Below are 14,887 nucleotides of genomic sequence, written 5' to 3' on the forward strand. Positions count from 1 at the left end.
GCGCGCGGTCTGCTCCGCAGACACGACGCGACGCCGCTACGCGGCGTTACCATCGCTTCGCGATGGAGCATTGCGCTCCGCGCAATGCGGCGGAACTCCGTCCCGCCCTGCCCGGAATCGCTCCGCGATCCAGGCAGATCCGGCTGACGCCGGATCAAAACCCGGTACAGGCCTGCTCCGCAGTCCCGCACCAGAACTGACGCACCCTCCGGGCGCGTCAGGAAAGCGGCTGGCAGGGGAAGAGGGTGCGGCCAGCGTGTCGCCCTGACCTCCTGTCAGGTTCAGTCACTACCGAACAAGTTTCAGCCACTTCTGGTCAAACTGTGTGCGTCACTTTTGGATGCGGCTTGGTTCTGGGATGATGACTAGGTACCGATCCCTTCCTGGAGGCTGCATAATCGCTTGCACTGTCGGAATTGAAGAATTCGTCATTTTGGAGCCTGGATGAAATCTGGGTTAAGGGAAGACTACCTCTCCAAGTATCGAGAATGTGAGGTCTCGTGGCTCAGATGGAATTGCGTCCGCATCAGGCTGAGGCGGTCGATAACGTCGTTCGCATTCTCGGTATGCCGCCCGGAGGTTGTATGCCTCCGGAGGGTCTGAGGACCCAGGTAATTGCCGCTACGGGATCCGGGAAAACCCTGATCGGCGCGGAATCAGCGCACCGGCTTGCGGCCCGGCGTGTGCTGGTTTTGGTGCCGACGTTGGACCTGCTGACGCAGATGGCCGGTGCCTGGCGTCGGGCGGGCCGGTCCGGAGCAATGCTCGGGGTGTGTTCCCTGCGGGCAGAGGAGAGTCAGGGGCTGCCGTGCACGACCGACCCCGACGAGCTGCTCGCGTGGATGTCTGGGCTGGAGACCGTCACGGTGTTCGCGACGTACGCCGCGGTCGGGCTCGGCATCCTCCAGCGCGCGCATGCCGCTGGCTTGGGTGTGTGGAGCCTGATGGTCGTGGATGAGGCCCACCGGACCAGTGGGGATGGTCTGAAGCCGTGGGCGGCGGTGCACGACCAGGCGCAGTTGCCTGCCGAGCGCCGGCTGTACATGACGGCTACTGCTCGCGTGTGGGAGGCGGAGGGTGAGCGGCCGCGGTTGGTGGCGTCGATGGAGGACGGTTCGCCGGTGTTCGGTCCGGTGGCGTACAAGCTGACGTTGTCCGAGGCGGTCGGTCGGGGCATCGTGGCGCCCTACCAGGTGCTGTGTCTCGACATCCGCGACCCCGGCCTCTACGCGGCGCTGAGCACGGAGGCCACCGGCTCCGATGCCGTGCGCGGGGCCCGGCTGGCGGCAGTGCAGACGGGGCTGATGCGCGCGGCGGTTGAGGAGCGTTTCCGGCGGGTGCTGTCGTTCCACAGCCGGGTCAGTGAGGCCGAGGCGATGGCGGTTTCGGTGCCGGCGGTCGCGGCGCGGCTCGCCGAGGATGACCCGGACACGTACCCGCCGGTGGGGCAGGTGTGGGCGGACTGGTTGTACGGCGAGCATGCTCCCGGGCACCGCCGTCAGGTGCTCGATGAATTCGCCTCTGACTTCCTCGGAGGGCCTGATCTTGAAGGCGTGAATGTGCGTGCAGAATTGCGGGTTCTTTCCTCGGTTCGTGTTCTCGGAGAAGGTGTTGATACTGCCGAGTGTGACGCTGTGCTTTTCTCGGATGCGCGCGGCTCGATGGTCGATATTGTGCAGATGGTTGGGCGTGCTCTGCGGCTGAATCCGGATCATGGAAAGCTCGCTACCTTGGTCGTTCCGGTGTTCCTTGGGCCGGGCGAAGATCCGAATGAGTTGCTCACTTCGGAGGCTTATACGGCCTTGAGTAAGATCCTTGGAGCTCTGCGGGCGCACGATGCGGAGACGATCGAGGCTCTCGCGGATCCTCGTCTGCGCAACAGCCGACCCGCCGCCGACGCTGACGGTGACGGTGGGGACGGTCTGCCGGTCGGTGAGGAGGACGACCAGGACGACGACGGTGACCGGGAAACGCAGCGGGTGTCCGAACGGGCTTCGGGGGTGCTGCGGTTCAGCGAGGAACGCGACCCGGCCGCGCTCAGCCGGTTCGTGCAGCTGCGGGTGATCGACCCGGAGGGCGCGTACTGGCGGCGCGGCATCGAGGCCGCCACCAGGTGGCTGCGGGAGACCGGCAACTCGGAGTTGAGGGTGCCGTTCACCTACGTCTCGCCGGAGGATTGGGGAGCCGTGAGCGCCCATCCGCTGGGGGCGTGGGTGGCGGATCAGCGCCGGTACTACGCGGCCGGGACGCTGGAGGCCTCGCGGGTCGCGGAGTTGGAGCGGCTGGGGATGGTGTGGTCGGTGCACGCGTCGGCGTGGGACGCCGGCCTCGAAGTCGCCCGCTCGTACGCGGCCGTGCACGGGCACTGTCTGCCTGCCGCGTCTGTCGTCTGGGAGTCGTTCCCGCTGGGGACCTGGATGAAGAATCAGCGCGGGGCGGCCCGGAAGACGGTGGAGAACGCCGCACGGCGTGAGGCCGGGGAAACGGGCGTCCCGTACGCCGGAGAGCTCTCTGAGAGTCGTCAGGAGGCTTTGACAGAGATTGATCCCGGGTGGTGCCCGGTGGCGTGGGAGATCGGATGGCAGCGCAACTATCGGTTGGCGCTCGCGCACGTGAAGGCCGGTGGCAGCCTCCCTGCGGGGGCGGGCGAGCTGGTCGTGCAGGGCGAGGACCTGGGGGCGTGGATCGCCGGGCAGCGGGTGGGGTGGGAGCGGCTGATGCCCGCGCAGCGGTACCTGCTGGAGACCCTCGGCATCGAGCCCGCAGGTGAGGGCGAGACGCTCGGGCCGGTGCGTCGGTCGCAGGACGAACGGTGGAACACCAACCTCGCGGCCGCCCGCCAGTTCCACGGCCGCGAAGGCCACCTGCGGCCCCCTCGTAAGCACGTCGAACTGATCAACGTGGACGGTGGTGGGGAGGGTGAGCAGGAGGCCGTGAAGCTTGGGGCATGGCTCGACAACACCCGCAAGAGGGCCGCGAAGCTGAGCCCCGAGCGTCGTGCGCAGTTGGCCAGCCTCGGTCTGGAGTGGGCGGCGCAGGAGGGGAGCGCGTGATGTGGAGTGCTGAGGACGTGGCCCGGGCTACGGTCCGGCGGCAGGGCGAGGGGCTGAGCGTGGCGCAGGTCGCGGACAAGGTCGCGGAAGCGGAGCGGCGTGAGCGGGAGACCCGGCAGCAGCTGCACTCCCCTGCCGTCGACCGTGGTCCGTACGACGGCGACCCGGCAGACCTTGCCGAGCAGTGGGTGGCGCGGCATGCCGAATGGCGCCGCATCGCCGCCCTGATGGACGACCAGGGCTGGCCCACCTACAACGCGGAGCAGGACGTGAAGGGCAGCACGTGGGCGCGGGAACGCGACGCACAACGCGAGGGCGCTCTCGCCCGTCGCGCTGCCTGGCAGATGGAGCGGCAGGATGCGCGTGATGAGCTGAAGGCGCAGGTGTGGCTGTCGGCCGATGTGAGCCGCCGGCTGCGCGCGATCGCCGCCCGCACCGGCCTTGAGCCGGAGCAGGTCCTGGCCCAGCTCGCCGACCGGGTCCGCATGGACAACGACGGCACCCTGACGGTCGACGCCTTCACCCCACGCTGACCGGCTGCCCCGCACTCGCGATCTGGTGAGTGCGGGGCAGCGCCGGCGCTGCTTAAGGCTACGGCCTTTGGGGGCAGAGGCCGCCGCAGAGAGTGGTGAACTCTCCAGCTCCGGTGGGGAGCTGGGAGGCCTCCCAGGGCAGCGGCTTGGCGGGAGCGGTGCGGCCGGGCTCGGCTGCGGCGGCGCCGGATATAGAGCCCATGGTGAGTGCCACGGCGGCCAGCAGGCCGGCGGACAGGCGAGCAACAGTGCGCATGAGGTTTTCCCCTGGCTTGACGCCGGGCGGCCTGGTCAGACCGCCGTTACGCCATCCTCGCGTTCCTGCCGGGCTCACCACCATCACTTCGGCGGTGGTCGAAAGTGGCAGACGGGGTGTGGGCGGCAATCGTCTGGGTAGTCGGGCTGTGCCTGCTCGGGGAAGGGCCGCCACGCCTGGGGAGGTTGAAGCGGCCCTTCTCCCTCCTTGTCATCCGGCTGCTTTGCAGAGCCGGAGATCCGTCCGGTGGTGAGCACTGGGCTGGCGTCAGCTGGTTGCCGCGACCCCGCAGTCGGTCAGGCCGCCCGCCACCCCAGACCCCGATACCGGTGGCCGACTAGCGCCACGTCCCTGCGTATCCCCCAAGCGCGGGCGTCGTTGGGCAGATCCAGCGCACCGCCTCCGCGTCGGTGTGCGTTGTGGGGGCCCGAAGCCTGCCCGGTCCCGGGCCCCCTACCTGCAACTGCCCCGCACTCGCGGACGAGCGGGTGCGGGGCAGTCTGCGCAATGCTCGCCTGACGGCGCGAGACCGGCCGCGCTCACACGGCCGGTCCCCCACTGGCTTTCTGCCGAGCGTCCCGCCGAACCGGGTGGCTGTCATCACCCACAAGCGTGACACCGCTCCATGACCCAAGGGGATGCCTCGGTCGGCGGCCCGGTAGGTTCGGCGCGGGGTCCGTGCCGGACGGAACCGGCACGGCCCCCAGCCGTGCATCCAATACCGGCGGAAGTCGTTGGACAGATCCAGCACACCGGCTCCCCCGCCAGGTGCGCATCGTGGGGGCCCGAATCCTGCCCGGTCCCGGGCCCCCATATGTGCCGACGGCCTGAGCTGTTCCTGGTCCTCTACCGGCTGCGTGTGCTCTTCCCGAAGATGGCTTGGCGCAGCGTCATGGGCTGCTGTCGGAGGTCGGTGCGGCAGGTGGGGCAGTGGCGGCCGTCTTGTGGTGGCGCGTTGTCGTAGAGGATGCCTGGCTGGCCGGTGATCGGGAGCCCGCAGCGTTCGCACGGCTCCGGTTCAGGCGCGGGTGCGGGTGCGGGTGCGGGGTCGGGTTCCTGCGTCCAGCGTTCACGCTGGACACCCCAGGCCTGCTGTTGTTCTTCGCGCTCCGCGTCGCGTTGTCGGCGCCGTGTTTCTTCGCGGGCGGCCCAGGCGTCGTGGTCTTTGGGGTTGGCGAGGGCGTCGGGGAGGGTCTCGAACTGGCCGTGTCCGCAGCGACGCCATACCGCTCCGTGCGGGTCGGTCTGGAGTCTGTCGAGGGTGGTGAACAGGACGGGGATCGCGTCCGCGTAGTCGTAGTAGCCGTCCCGTTCCTCACCCACCCCGTAGGTGCCGTGCCACCGGTAGGTGCCGGACCACACGTCGCGGGTCTGCTGGAGGACGGTGTTCATGCGGTTCTTCAGGCTTTCGGGGCCGGTGCGGGTGCCGGGGTTGAACACCACGGCGACGGGCGGATGGCCGTCCCGCCCGGTCGCCGCGTAGCGGGAGCGCCACACCGGGAGCTCGCGGCCCTGCGTGGTCTTGGTCTTGAGGCGGAAGTAGGTGCGGTACTTCTCGAACTTCGCGGCCAGCCGCTCGGGAGTCTCCGTGCAGTTGTCGACCTCCACGAACAGCACCGGCAGGCCGGCTTCCGGGGCCTGGAGAACCGCGTCGGCGCGCACGGCGGTGCGGGTGCCTCTGCTGCTGGGCAGATTCAGCGAGACCTCCGTCGACCAGGAGCCGACCGTACCGATCCCCTCCGGTCCCACCATGTCTGCTTCCACGGCCGCTGGCGGGGAGGCGGGTTCGGTTCGCGGCCGGGGCACGGGACTGGTCGGGGCGGCGGGGGTGCGGGTGATCGCGATGATGGTCTCGTTGACCGCCATGGCGTGCGGGGCACCGGAGCGGGCGGCGCCGCGTGCGGTGCCGCCCATCTGGTCCGCCGGTCTGCCGAGGGCTTCGGCGGCCGCGTCCAGGCCGTGGGGTGTCAGCGACCACAGCTTGTTGCCGTCCCGGCTGCTGCCCTCCGAGACCGTGAGGCCGTGCCGGGCCAGATCCAGCAGCGCGTTGCGGAACGCCTTGTTGTCCTTATGGCCCGGTGCCATCAGCCGGTGGATCTGACCGGCGCTCGCCACCTTCAACACTCCGAGCGCGGCCAGGACGTGCCCGCGCACCGCTGATGTGGATCCGTACGGGTACGCCTTCGAACCACCCACCCCAGCCCGCTCCTTCCCTCGCTCACCCCTTCGCGGTGCCCACGGGCGCCGCGGCGGACCGGCCGCGCCGGGCCGCAACCCGCACACGCCGCCCCGAACCCTCTGATCACGACGCGCCCAGCCTGCCACCTGCCACAGACAATCCATCCCCCAGCAAGCAGGTACAGGCAAGGAGAGAGAAGAGGGTTGTCGGAGTTCGTGGTCGGGGCCGGTCAAGGGGGCTGACCTGCGCAAAGCATGCGCAGCCTACTACGGGCACCGGTAGGGGAGTTGGTAGGGGGATCGGTAGGGAGACCGGTAGGGGGATTGGAGGCTTGCCCGACGGCAGCCGCCTCCGACCCGGCCGGGACCCCGCGGTGTGTTTCGGCAACTCGCTGCACCGGGCGGCCGCCCGGCTCCATGCTCTGGACGTGGCACTCTCACTGCGCAGGCGCGAGGCTCCCCGGGGCCGGTACACCCCCAACCTCTGGCCGGTCTGGCTCGTCGCCCCCGCGGCCCTGGTCCTCGCCCTCCTCCTCGGCTGGGGCATCTACCAGTTCGCCCACGACTACTTCGCGCAGGCGGCCGCCGACCAGAAACCGCCCAAGCCGGTCAACGTCAACGACGTCCTCAAAGCCACCGTCACCGCGCTGACCCTGGTCGGTGCCGTCCTCGCCGGCCTCTACGCCTACCGCAAACAGCTCCTGTCCGAGGGCGACGCCCACCGCGCCGACGCGAGCCAGCTCGCCGAGCGGTACACCACCGCCGCCGAACAGCTCGGCCACGACCAGGCCGCCGTACGCCTCGCCGGCGTCTACGCCCTCGCCCGCCTCGCCGACGACTGGGAAGAACAACGCCAGGTCTGCATCGACGTACTGTGCGCCTACCTCCGCATGCCCTACCAACCCGACCCGGAAGCAGCCGGACACAAGGCCGGTGAACGGGAAGTCCGCTGGACGATCATCCGCGTCATCCGCGACCACCTGAACGACCCCACCGACCCCACCTCCTGGTGCACGCACTCCCTCGACTTCACCGGCGCGACCTTCGACGGCGGCGACCTGTCGAACAGCCACTTCCTCGGAGCGATCGACTTCAACCGCGCGACGTTCTCCAACGGCACGGTCAACTTCAACCGCGCGACGTTCTCCAACGGCTGGGTCGACTTCAGCGGCGCGACGTTCTCCAGCGGCACGGTCAGCTTCGGCGGCGCGCTGTTCTCCGACGACTGCCGGGTCTACTTCAGCCGCGCGAGGTTCTCCGGCGGCACGGTCGACTTCGGCGCCGCGACGTTCTCCGACGGCACGGTCACCTTCAACCGCGCGGAGTTCTCCGGCGGCACGGTCGACTTCTACGGCGCGACAAACCCCGGCGGCACGGTCGACTTCAGCGACGCGGCGTTCCGCGGAACCGTGTTCTCGTGGGGTCCGTTCCCGGTCCCGCCAGGTGCTTAGGCCGTACGGGCACAGGCTTAACGGACCGACTGCCGGAATGCGCTGATCGCGGTGCGCACCTCGCGGGCCTGGTCCCACTCCGCGCCGTACTCGCCGGTGGGCGTACGCCAGGACCGCACCAGACTCTCCGCGGTGTCCGCCACCGCCTCCGGTGCCGCGAAGACGCGTTGGAGCGGGACCAGAGGACGGCGCGGGAGGGCGCCATCGCGGATGAGGCGGACCGTGGCGTAGGACCAGCCGGTGTCCTCATCCCAGTGGAACCGGACGCCTCCCGGTCCGGCGGTGCGGCTGACATCCCAGCTCAGCTCCATGGACATGGTGTCGCCGTGCGCGCGGCCTGCCCGGTCGATACAGACCGCGCCGGGCGGGATCCCGCGGGCGGTGAGGGCCTGGTCGACGGCCTGGAGGTAGGGCCAGTGCGGCAGCCCTTGAGCACAGCCCGGCCAGCCGGGCGGATCAAGCAGCATCCCTCTCACCTCCACCTGCGGGCCGGGAATCTGCGTCATGAGGCGCGCAGGAAGGTGGAGGCCGGGCCGATCGCGCCGGGCCGAACTTCGCGCGGATCCGATCGCTTACAGCCTCAGCGACCAGACGGTCCTCCCGCGCCTGGTCCAGGCTGATCTGCTGGGCAACCTGGTCGGCGTCGACCAGGTCCTCGCCCTTGAGGACCAGTCCGGTCAGGCGGCCGCGCTGCAGGCCCGCAGCATCGAAGATGCGATACGCCAGGGTTCGCAGGTCGTCCTCGTGCGCGGAGGCCTCCGGCAGACGGCGCGTCTTCTCCCACGAGGCCCCGCCGGCGAACCGCAGTACCAGGGTCAGGCCGCGAGCCACCTGGCCGCGGCCGCGCAGCTGGCGTCCGAGCTGCACGACCAGGTCGAGCAGAGCGGCGCGGACCGGAGCGCCGTCCAGGGTGTGTTGGGCGAAGCTGTGGCGCACGGTCAGGGTGGCGGGCATGGCGCGTGGGGCGACGGGGCGGGGGTCGATGCCGCGGGCCCGGTCGGCGGCCATCCGTCCGGCGCGGCCGCCGAGCAGGCGCTGCACGGTGGCCGGCGGGACCGTGGCGAGCAGGCCCACGCAGTGCACGCCGTAGTCGTGCAGCGCCGCCGCCTGTTTCGGGCCGATGCCGTGCAGGGCTTCGACGGGCAGCGGACCGAGCCAGTCGGCGACGTGGTCGGGGTCGATGGCGAGGACGCCGCCGGGGGCGTCGATCTGGCCGGAGGCGGTGGCCGCGACCGTGATCGTCGGCCCGACGCCCACCCGCACGTCGATGCCGAGGCGGGAGAGGGTCCTTACCCGCAGTACCTCTCCGAGGTGGCGGGCATCGGTGCCGTGGTAGCGCAGGCCACCCTTCAGCTCCACCAGGGCCGCCGTAGGGGGCAGAGCCTGGACGACCGGGGACAGGTCCGCGAGCAGTTCCAGGACCTGCCGGTACGTCTCTTCCGGCAACCGGTCGGGGCAGCGCACATGCATCACACTCGACACCCGCCGATCTCCCGACACCGCTTCCGCCGCCATGACACCCACCTCCACTACACTCACCATATAGAACTAGTATTCGAACACGCGAGAGATGCAGCCCCCACAGCCGAAGATCCCCGGGACGGACCATGCTGGACGACCTGCCCCCTGACCTGGGACGACTGCTGGCCTTGAGGACCTGGCATGCCATGTGGCTGCAGCGCATCGACGACAAGATCGCCGCTCTCCGGCAGCGGGAAGCCGAGCAGCAGCACGGGCGGCAGGCCCGGCCCGCGGAGCCGGAGTGGATCGTCGAACTCGGCATCGGTGACGGACGGCCGCCCGCCGAGGTCCACGTGGGCGGCTGCTACGCCGCGGGCAAACGACGGCGCCCGGTGGGCCGGGACGAAGCCCGCCGGCTCCTCGCGTCAGGAGTGCGGGCCTGCAGCCATTGCCAGCCCGGCACCGCCCTGGGCATCCTCGGCTTAGCCTCCCGGCCGGCCCTCGCCGCTACAGCGCGCTGACCGGCCCCGGCCCCCTCCGGTCACGTCCACTGCACCCGCCCCTCCCCCAGAACAGGCTGTCCCTGATGACCAGTGCTTTCCCGCCACCGATCAGTGAGCCGGACCCGTCCACCTTCACCTGTTCCAGCAGCATGGTCGGACCCTGTTCCGGCTGTCAGCGCAGCACCCATAAATACAGCAGCGGCGGCCTGCCCCTGTGCCACTGGTGCATGACCACCGCCCGGGAGAACTGGGGTGCCGGCGTCCGCTTCACCAGCACCCGCACACAGGCGAGCTGACCGGCCAGGGCCTGCGTGCCCGGGCCTCCACACGGTCGGGTGAAGAGGCCCGGACCGGAGAACTTCTGCGAGCGCCGGCACGTCATGCCGTGCATGGGGCCGATCAACGAAACACATGTGGCAGAGCCGGGACTGGCCGTGGTCGAGGTCATCGCCGCCGATGACGACACCGCGCTCGCCGTCCAGCAGCTGCTCGCCACACGGTGGGCGACCGCGACGGCAGACCGTACAACCCGCGAGCCCGGCCAGCCGGGCGTACGGCTGCGCTGCTACCTGGACGTACGCCAGGAACTCACCCCATAGCACCGGTCACGCACCCGTGGCTGTGTACGCGAGAACGGAAGTCACGCGCCCCTGATGTCCTGTCTCAACGAAGTTAGTCTCCGCTGAGTACCGCTGACCTGCATGGACTGGCTTAGATGAGACGGGGCCAAACGACATTCCTCAGCCAACCGCACCGCAGCATGGCGATGCCGTCTCTCCGTTCGGGAGCGGTCCCAGACTGGGTTTGCCATCATGTTGGCACTGTTCGAGCAGGCTGCTGCGGCGGTTCGCCGTCCGACGGGTCGGCCGTGTATGCAGGGGGCGATTTGTTCAGGTGGCGAAAGAAGCGAAGTGGTCCGGGGCTCCTCGCTTCCAAGAGGGAGCAGGAGCAGATCGAGACCCGCTTCGCGGCGGCGAGTGTGGTTCTCATGCGGGCAGCACGGGAGCTAGGGACGCAGTCGACGGCAGGCGTTGTGCACCTGATCACCGCTGGGGAGGCGAGCACGCTCGCGCATGTCGAGTTGCTGGGGCGGTTCTGTGGTGGTTCCGGGATCTCCGTTGCCAGGTTGTCCCGTGACGACCCCGATCCTGTAAGGGCCGTGGCCTATCGAGCGGACATAGTCGTGGGAACCCCTGATGACTTCGTCGCCGACTTTGGACGTGAGTCCGCTCTGGGAATCGTCCGTTATGCCGCGATGGTCGAAGGTGAAACCAGTGATGCGATACGCGATCTACTTTCCGCGTATCGGAGCGTGGCGGCGGCATAGGGACAGGCTCTGCCCGTAACGCCTTCACGTACCGAGTCCAGGTACGACAGCTCAACGTACGGACCTGCAAGATCCACCCCAGCCTGTACGGCCACCCGCCACCCCCAGCGCGCTCACGGCACGACTAGGTTCACTGAGACGGAAGGCTCAACGACTGGGTTCGCTGAGTAAACGCCTCGATTGGATGAGAGCGGTCACCTGACTCTTTGTCCTCTGGCACTGAGCCTTGGCCGGTTGCCACTGAAGGTTGATCAACGCCGGATTGTGACACTGAAGTGTGATCGCTGAAGCGGGCAGAGGCTGACTCAACTATCAGCCGGAGGAGCGTCACACCGTGGAACCGACCGTCGACAGGCCAGCGCCGCAGGTTACGGTCACAGACATCCGTACCCTTTTGGACTCTTCCGCTGAGCTCCCCGTTCTGTACATCAACTACGGTCCTGGCGACGGGGGCACCGAAGCGGAGTTGGACGTGTGGGCCGCAGGCCTGGTCTACCAGGCCGACATCGTCCTCACCCGCGCGACCGCTCTGGACCAGCTCGGCGAGGAACCCAACAGCGAGACCATCGCGGCGTTCCTGCCGAAGGTTCAGAAAGCCGTGGACCAGATGATCTCGGTCCGAGGCATGTGAAGCAGATCTGCTGCTCGCGGGACCGTCTCATTCGGCTGTAGACCCGGCACCGTGCCGCCTCCCCAGCGAGAGTCGGCAACACGCTGACCTGCCATGGACGGGCTCATGGTCGGGGTACAGGGCGCCGTGGTCGGGGCGCGCTGCGCAGCCCCACGCGAAACAGCCGCCGCACGGGACAGATCCCGGGCAGCGGCTGCAACGAAGAACGTGGTCGTGAAGGGCGGTCGCCTACGCGGCGGAACGCTCCATGAGGCTTCAGCCGAACGATCGTCCTCATGGGCAATAGTTGAGGCCCGGGGACACTGTCCCCTCCACAACCACGCTTCCTGTAACCAGCGCGCTCCTGCGGATGTTCCCGGCACAGGCATCCGCTGGGACCAGACCGGAGGTACCTCAGCGGCCTGAGTCGGTAATGCCGTCCGCGAGCTGCCCGACCACATCGGCGATTCCCTGCCCGAAGGCCGTCGGAGCGACCAGCACGCCGAACACCAACACGATGACAACGGTCAGCTGTTCGTCGGACCGCTTCCGCGCCTGAACTCGGCGCCGAAGCCGGACAATGATGATGACCGCCAGGAGAACCGCCACATTGATCGTCAGAACCATGAGCCCCCTCCTCCGAACGCGCACCCTTTGGTTCAGATGTAGCGAGCACGGATTCGACGGGCAGCGCATATGCCGGGGGATGGCAACAAAGGACGTACAAACGGCCGGAACCGCGGGGTTGCGCCGATGCGCCGACTCCTGGCCTCCGGGACGGAGCAACCGGCAGCACGACGATCAATCCGTGGTGCGGGGCATCGCGGCTGCCACCGTCCGGAAGGCTTCCAGACGCGGCTCAAGGTCTCCGGGGGGACCGGCGAGTGAGACCAGGAGGAAGTCCGCGATGGTCCGCGCGATCCCCTCGGACGCCTCTGTGAAGTCGCCGGGCGAGTCCGGGTCCTCCCGCGCCGTCTGTGCCCACTCCCTCATGCCGCGGACCAGCACGCTGGAGAGCGCTGCCGCCAGATCCTGCCGTTCGGCCGGCGGGGCCTGGTCCGCCGCTGCTTCCACAATGCCCGCGGAGGTGACGACCAGGTCCAGGAAGTCGACGAGCAGGAACCTGGTCGGAGGCATGCCGTGGTCATCGAGGCGCGCCATCGTCGCGTCATCGCCTCCCGTGACCGCCCATATGTAGTCGACGGCCCGCAGGATCTGATCAGGAGTCATAGCGCCACGGTACGGACCGGCGGGCTCCTCGTCAGCCCGGTCCGGGCGCCTGCTCCCAGGCGTCCGGCCGCGCGGCCCCCGCGCCGCGCGGAACGGGCCCACCGGTCGCCGGTCCCCTCGCCCGCCCGCGCCGCCGTTTCCTTGCCTCCCCACCTCTCTCTTCACCAGGTCCAAGGGGCGGAAAGCGGGCGTAGAGGGGATGTCAGAGCCGAAACCGCGTGGTGGCCTGCGACAACTCGAAAGCCCGCGCAACAGTTGTCGCACCCCCTAGGCGCAACCTCCAGCGCAACCCTTGTCGCAACCCCGACCACGGCGAGGGGTGCCGTAGAGAAGTAGTCGGCGCCCGGGAGCTCCCGCCGCGACCCCTTGTCTTCCTGCTCAGACCCCTTGTCCGCGACAGCCCCGACGTGGGCGTGGGGCAAGTCGTAGGGCTACTCGTACGGCAAGTCGTAGGGCAACTCGTAGGGCAACTCGTAGGGCAAGTCGTAGGGCAAGTCAGTCGTAGCCGCGGCGGCGACCCGGTGGCGGCATACAACCACTCGGCTGACCACGCCCGCAGCTGCCTGGGAGGGTGGAAGGCATCCCAGATGCCATGGACTCTGCCGGAGCCGATGCTCACCGACGCGGTACGCAGCCCCGCCCTGCCGGCGTCGTCGGCCGCGGAGCCGAAGTGGGACGGATTCCGGGCCGCCCTCTCCGTCGACGACGGCCAGGTGGTGCTGCGCTCACGCCGCGGCACCCAGATGGCACCCGCGTTCCCCGAAGTCGTGGCCGGCGCCGCGCAGCTGCCGGACGCCACCGCCCTGGACGGCGAACTCATCGTGTGGGACACGGGCGGGCGTCTCGCGTTCGAGCAGCTGCAGAACCGGCTGCACCGCCGCGGCCCCGCAGCCCTCCAGGCCGCCGCACAGCAGCCGGCGCACTTCGTCGCCTTCGACGTCCTGCGCCTGGCAGGCACCACCACCCTGACGTGGCCCTACTCGCGGCGCCGCGCCGCACTTGAGAAACTGTTCCGCGAGCATCAGCTGACGGCGCCGTGGGCACTGTGCCCGTCGACCACCGACCCGGACACCGTGCGCGAGTGGCTGACATCGTGGACCGCAGCCGGCCTCGAAGGCGTCGTCTTCAAAAGGCTCGACAGCCCGTACCGACCCTCAGTCAAAGGGTGGTTGAAGTACAAAGTGCGCGAGACGACCGAGGCCATCGTTGGCGCGGTCATCGGCCCACCGACGGCCCCGCGCACGCTTCTGCTCGGCAGATACGACACCGCCGGCCACTTCCAGTACACCGGCCGCACCACCACACTCCCCCAGACGGTCGGCCGCACGGTCGCCGCTCTGCTCACTCCTGCAGAGGCCGGTCACCCGTGGACGGGCTGGTCCTTCTCTGCCGGGTGGGGCAGCCGGGAGACGCTGGACGTCACCCTGGTCCGGCCCGAACTGGTCGTGGAAGTCGGCGTCGACGTCGCCCGGGACGGTTCCGGGCGCTGGCGGCACCCGGCCCGCTGGCACCGCATGCGGCCCGACCTCTTCCCTGGCGACGTCACGCTCTTCGGCAGCCCTGGATAGTCTCCCGGCTCCCCGGCCGCTGCTCTGTGTGCGTCAGTTTGGAACCTTCGGCCCGACAGGGGTTGATGGGAGCACAGAGCTGGTGCCGCCAAAATCCGCGGGACTTCCCCAATTGGGGAAGTCCCGCTCAGGTGGGGATCAGCCCTCAACGAGTTCGGCATCCACGATGACGTCCCCGTCGACGGTGTCGGCGTCGACCTTCACCTTGCTGAGGATTCGGCCGATGCGGCGGATGGTGTCTTGCTGTCGCTGGGCTCCTTCGCCGCTACGGGCCTTGCTCGCGACTTTGTCCTCTGTTGCGTCCTCGACTGCCTGCCGCGCCGCATTCAGCAGCTGCAGCGCCGCGTCCACTGGGTCTGAGCTCCGGCCGGACGGGCCGCCCTGCTCGCCCTCAAGTTCACCCCGCTGCGAGGGCATGACCGCTTCGGGTGCAGCCGTCCAGGCGGCACTGACCGCCTGGCTACGCTCAGCCGGACCGGAGAACTCCTGCGAGCGCCGGCGCGTCATGCCGTGCGTAGGCCCCGTCAGCGCAGTTCGTCGCCGTACGCGTCCGCGGCCGGGCGCCCGCTGCGCAAGCCGTAGATCAGGATTGCCAGCTCATTCACCGCGTCCCGGGCCTCGTTCCTGTCCAGACCCGCATCGATGACCTCCAGCGCCGCGGCTGCCGCCACCCTCACCGGACGGGGCAGTCCGTCACAGGCAGCAAGCCGGTAGGCG

At 69.3% G+C, this 14,887-nt stretch carries 16 protein-coding genes; 8 read left to right on the forward strand and 8 right to left on the reverse strand.

Translation table 11 applies throughout. The features are described 5' to 3' along the window. Positions 1-509 precede the first annotated feature (509 nt). On the forward strand, positions 510-3,053 hold the full coding sequence (locus QF035_RS00005; RefSeq protein ID WP_307517374.1) for a DEAD/DEAH box helicase: 2,544 nt from the start codon (positions 510-512) through the stop codon (positions 3,051-3,053). Beyond that, entirely contained in the window at positions 3,053-3,586 is a 534-nt protein-coding gene (locus tag QF035_RS00010) for a hypothetical protein (protein ID WP_307517375.1), read from the forward strand. The genes QF035_RS00005 and QF035_RS00010 overlap by 1 nt, the downstream gene beginning before the upstream one ends. Positions 3,587-3,644: 58 nt before the next feature. Here the strand turns inward: QF035_RS00010 and QF035_RS00015 are convergent, their stop codons facing one another. Together QF035_RS00015 and QF035_RS00020 are read right to left on the reverse strand one after the other, a co-directional pair. Next, a complete protein-coding gene (locus QF035_RS00015) occupies positions 3,645-3,842 on the reverse strand; it encodes a hypothetical protein (RefSeq protein ID WP_307517267.1) in 198 nt (65 codons plus the stop codon). Positions 3,843-4,688: 846 nt separating this feature from the next. Further along, positions 4,689-6,038 carry a replication-relaxation family protein gene (locus QF035_RS00020; protein ID WP_307517268.1) on the reverse strand — a complete coding sequence of 450 codons (1,350 nt, stop codon included), beginning with the start codon at positions 6,036-6,038 and terminating at the stop codon, positions 4,689-4,691. Positions 6,039-6,352: 314 nt separating this feature from the next. Between QF035_RS00020 and QF035_RS00025 the strand changes: the two genes are divergently transcribed. Further along, on the forward strand, positions 6,353-7,471 hold the full coding sequence (locus QF035_RS00025; protein WP_307517269.1) for a pentapeptide repeat-containing protein: 1,119 nt from the start codon (positions 6,353-6,355) through the stop codon (positions 7,469-7,471). 17 nt (positions 7,472-7,488) lie between these two features. Here the strand turns inward: QF035_RS00025 and QF035_RS00030 are convergent, their stop codons facing one another. Both QF035_RS00030 and QF035_RS00035 read right to left on the reverse strand, forming a co-directional pair. After that, positions 7,489-7,938 (reverse strand): DUF6292 family protein, encoded by a 450-nt coding sequence (locus QF035_RS00030; RefSeq protein WP_307517270.1) that lies wholly within the window; start codon positions 7,936-7,938, stop codon positions 7,489-7,491. Further along, positions 7,928-8,986, reverse strand: a complete 1,059-nt coding sequence (locus QF035_RS00035; RefSeq protein WP_307517272.1) for a DNA polymerase Y family protein — start codon at positions 8,984-8,986, stop codon at positions 7,928-7,930. Before QF035_RS00035 ends, QF035_RS00030 begins: the two co-directional genes overlap by 11 nt. Before the next feature lie 92 nt (positions 8,987-9,078). Here QF035_RS00035 and QF035_RS00040 point away from each other — a divergent pair, with 92 nt between their 5' ends. The 4 genes from QF035_RS00040 to QF035_RS00055 all read left to right on the forward strand — a co-directional run bounded on the left by QF035_RS00040 (position 9,079) and on the right by QF035_RS00055 (position 11,393). Then, entirely contained in the window at positions 9,079-9,453 is a 375-nt protein-coding gene (locus QF035_RS00040) for a DUF6233 domain-containing protein (RefSeq protein ID WP_307517273.1), read from the forward strand. Between the two features lie 65 nt (positions 9,454-9,518). Then, a complete protein-coding gene (locus tag QF035_RS00045) occupies positions 9,519-9,731 on the forward strand; it encodes a hypothetical protein (RefSeq protein ID WP_307517275.1) in 213 nt (70 codons plus the stop codon). Between the two features lie 93 nt (positions 9,732-9,824). Continuing rightward, positions 9,825-10,034 carry a DUF6207 family protein gene (locus QF035_RS00050; RefSeq protein WP_307517276.1) on the forward strand — a complete coding sequence of 70 codons (210 nt, stop codon included), beginning with the start codon at positions 9,825-9,827 and terminating at the stop codon, positions 10,032-10,034. A 1,122-nt stretch (positions 10,035-11,156) separates the two neighbouring features. Beyond that, positions 11,157-11,393, forward strand: a complete 237-nt coding sequence (locus tag QF035_RS00055) for a hypothetical protein (protein WP_307517277.1) — start codon at positions 11,157-11,159, stop codon at positions 11,391-11,393. 393 nt (positions 11,394-11,786) lie between these two features. Here QF035_RS00055 and QF035_RS00060 read toward each other — a convergent pair whose 3' ends face one another. Together QF035_RS00060 and QF035_RS00065 are read right to left on the reverse strand one after the other, a co-directional pair. Continuing rightward, positions 11,787-11,999 carry a hypothetical protein gene (locus tag QF035_RS00060; protein ID WP_307517278.1) on the reverse strand — a complete coding sequence of 71 codons (213 nt, stop codon included), beginning with the start codon at positions 11,997-11,999 and terminating at the stop codon, positions 11,787-11,789. 174 nt (positions 12,000-12,173) lie between these two features. Next, positions 12,174-12,602, reverse strand: coding sequence for a hypothetical protein (locus QF035_RS00065; RefSeq protein ID WP_307517279.1), 429 nt, complete (start codon positions 12,600-12,602; stop codon positions 12,174-12,176). Positions 12,603-13,189: 587 nt separating this feature from the next. On the opposite strand from QF035_RS00065, the gene QF035_RS00070 reads away from it, so the two are divergent. Further along, positions 13,190-14,170 (forward strand): ATP-dependent DNA ligase, encoded by a 981-nt coding sequence (locus QF035_RS00070; RefSeq protein ID WP_307517280.1) that lies wholly within the window; start codon positions 13,190-13,192, stop codon positions 14,168-14,170. 138 nt (positions 14,171-14,308) lie between these two features. On the opposite strand, the gene QF035_RS00075 is transcribed toward QF035_RS00070, so the two are convergent. Beyond that, positions 14,309-14,521 carry a hypothetical protein gene (locus QF035_RS00075; protein WP_307517282.1) on the reverse strand — a complete coding sequence of 71 codons (213 nt, stop codon included), beginning with the start codon at positions 14,519-14,521 and terminating at the stop codon, positions 14,309-14,311. A 173-nt stretch (positions 14,522-14,694) separates the two neighbouring features. After that, entirely contained in the window at positions 14,695-14,847 is a 153-nt protein-coding gene (locus tag QF035_RS00080) for a hypothetical protein (RefSeq protein ID WP_307517283.1), read from the reverse strand. Between the last annotated feature and the right edge of the window lie 40 nt (positions 14,848-14,887).

The organism is Streptomyces umbrinus, from assembly GCF_030817415.1.
GTDB lineage: Bacteria > Actinomycetota > Actinomycetes > Streptomycetales > Streptomycetaceae > Streptomyces > Streptomyces umbrinus_A.

Bases quoted from the DNA above. Each gene is read 5' to 3' on its own strand.
- QF035_RS00005 (WP_307517374.1), top strand. From the start codon at position 510: ATGGAATTGCGTCCGCATCAGGCTGAGGCGGTCGATAACGTCGTTCGC.
- QF035_RS00010 (WP_307517375.1), top strand. From the start codon at position 3,053: ATGTGGAGTGCTGAGGACGTGGCCCGGGCTACGGTCCGGCGGCAGGGC.
- QF035_RS00015 (WP_307517267.1), bottom strand. From the start codon at position 3,842: ATGCGCACTGTTGCTCGCCTGTCCGCCGGCCTGCTGGCCGCCGTGGCA.
- QF035_RS00030 (WP_307517270.1), bottom strand. From the start codon at position 7,938: ATGCTGCTTGATCCGCCCGGCTGGCCGGGCTGTGCTCAAGGGCTGCCG.
- QF035_RS00035 (WP_307517272.1), bottom strand. From the start codon at position 8,986: ATGGCGGCGGAAGCGGTGTCGGGAGATCGGCGGGTGTCGAGTGTGATG.
- QF035_RS00040 (WP_307517273.1), top strand. From the start codon at position 9,079: ATGCTGGACGACCTGCCCCCTGACCTGGGACGACTGCTGGCCTTGAGG.
- QF035_RS00045 (WP_307517275.1), top strand. From the start codon at position 9,519: ATGACCAGTGCTTTCCCGCCACCGATCAGTGAGCCGGACCCGTCCACC.
- QF035_RS00050 (WP_307517276.1), top strand. From the start codon at position 9,825: ATGGGGCCGATCAACGAAACACATGTGGCAGAGCCGGGACTGGCCGTG.
- QF035_RS00060 (WP_307517278.1), bottom strand. From the start codon at position 11,999: ATGGTTCTGACGATCAATGTGGCGGTTCTCCTGGCGGTCATCATCATT.
- QF035_RS00065 (WP_307517279.1), bottom strand. From the start codon at position 12,602: ATGACTCCTGATCAGATCCTGCGGGCCGTCGACTACATATGGGCGGTC.
- QF035_RS00070 (WP_307517280.1), top strand. From the start codon at position 13,190: ATGCCATGGACTCTGCCGGAGCCGATGCTCACCGACGCGGTACGCAGC.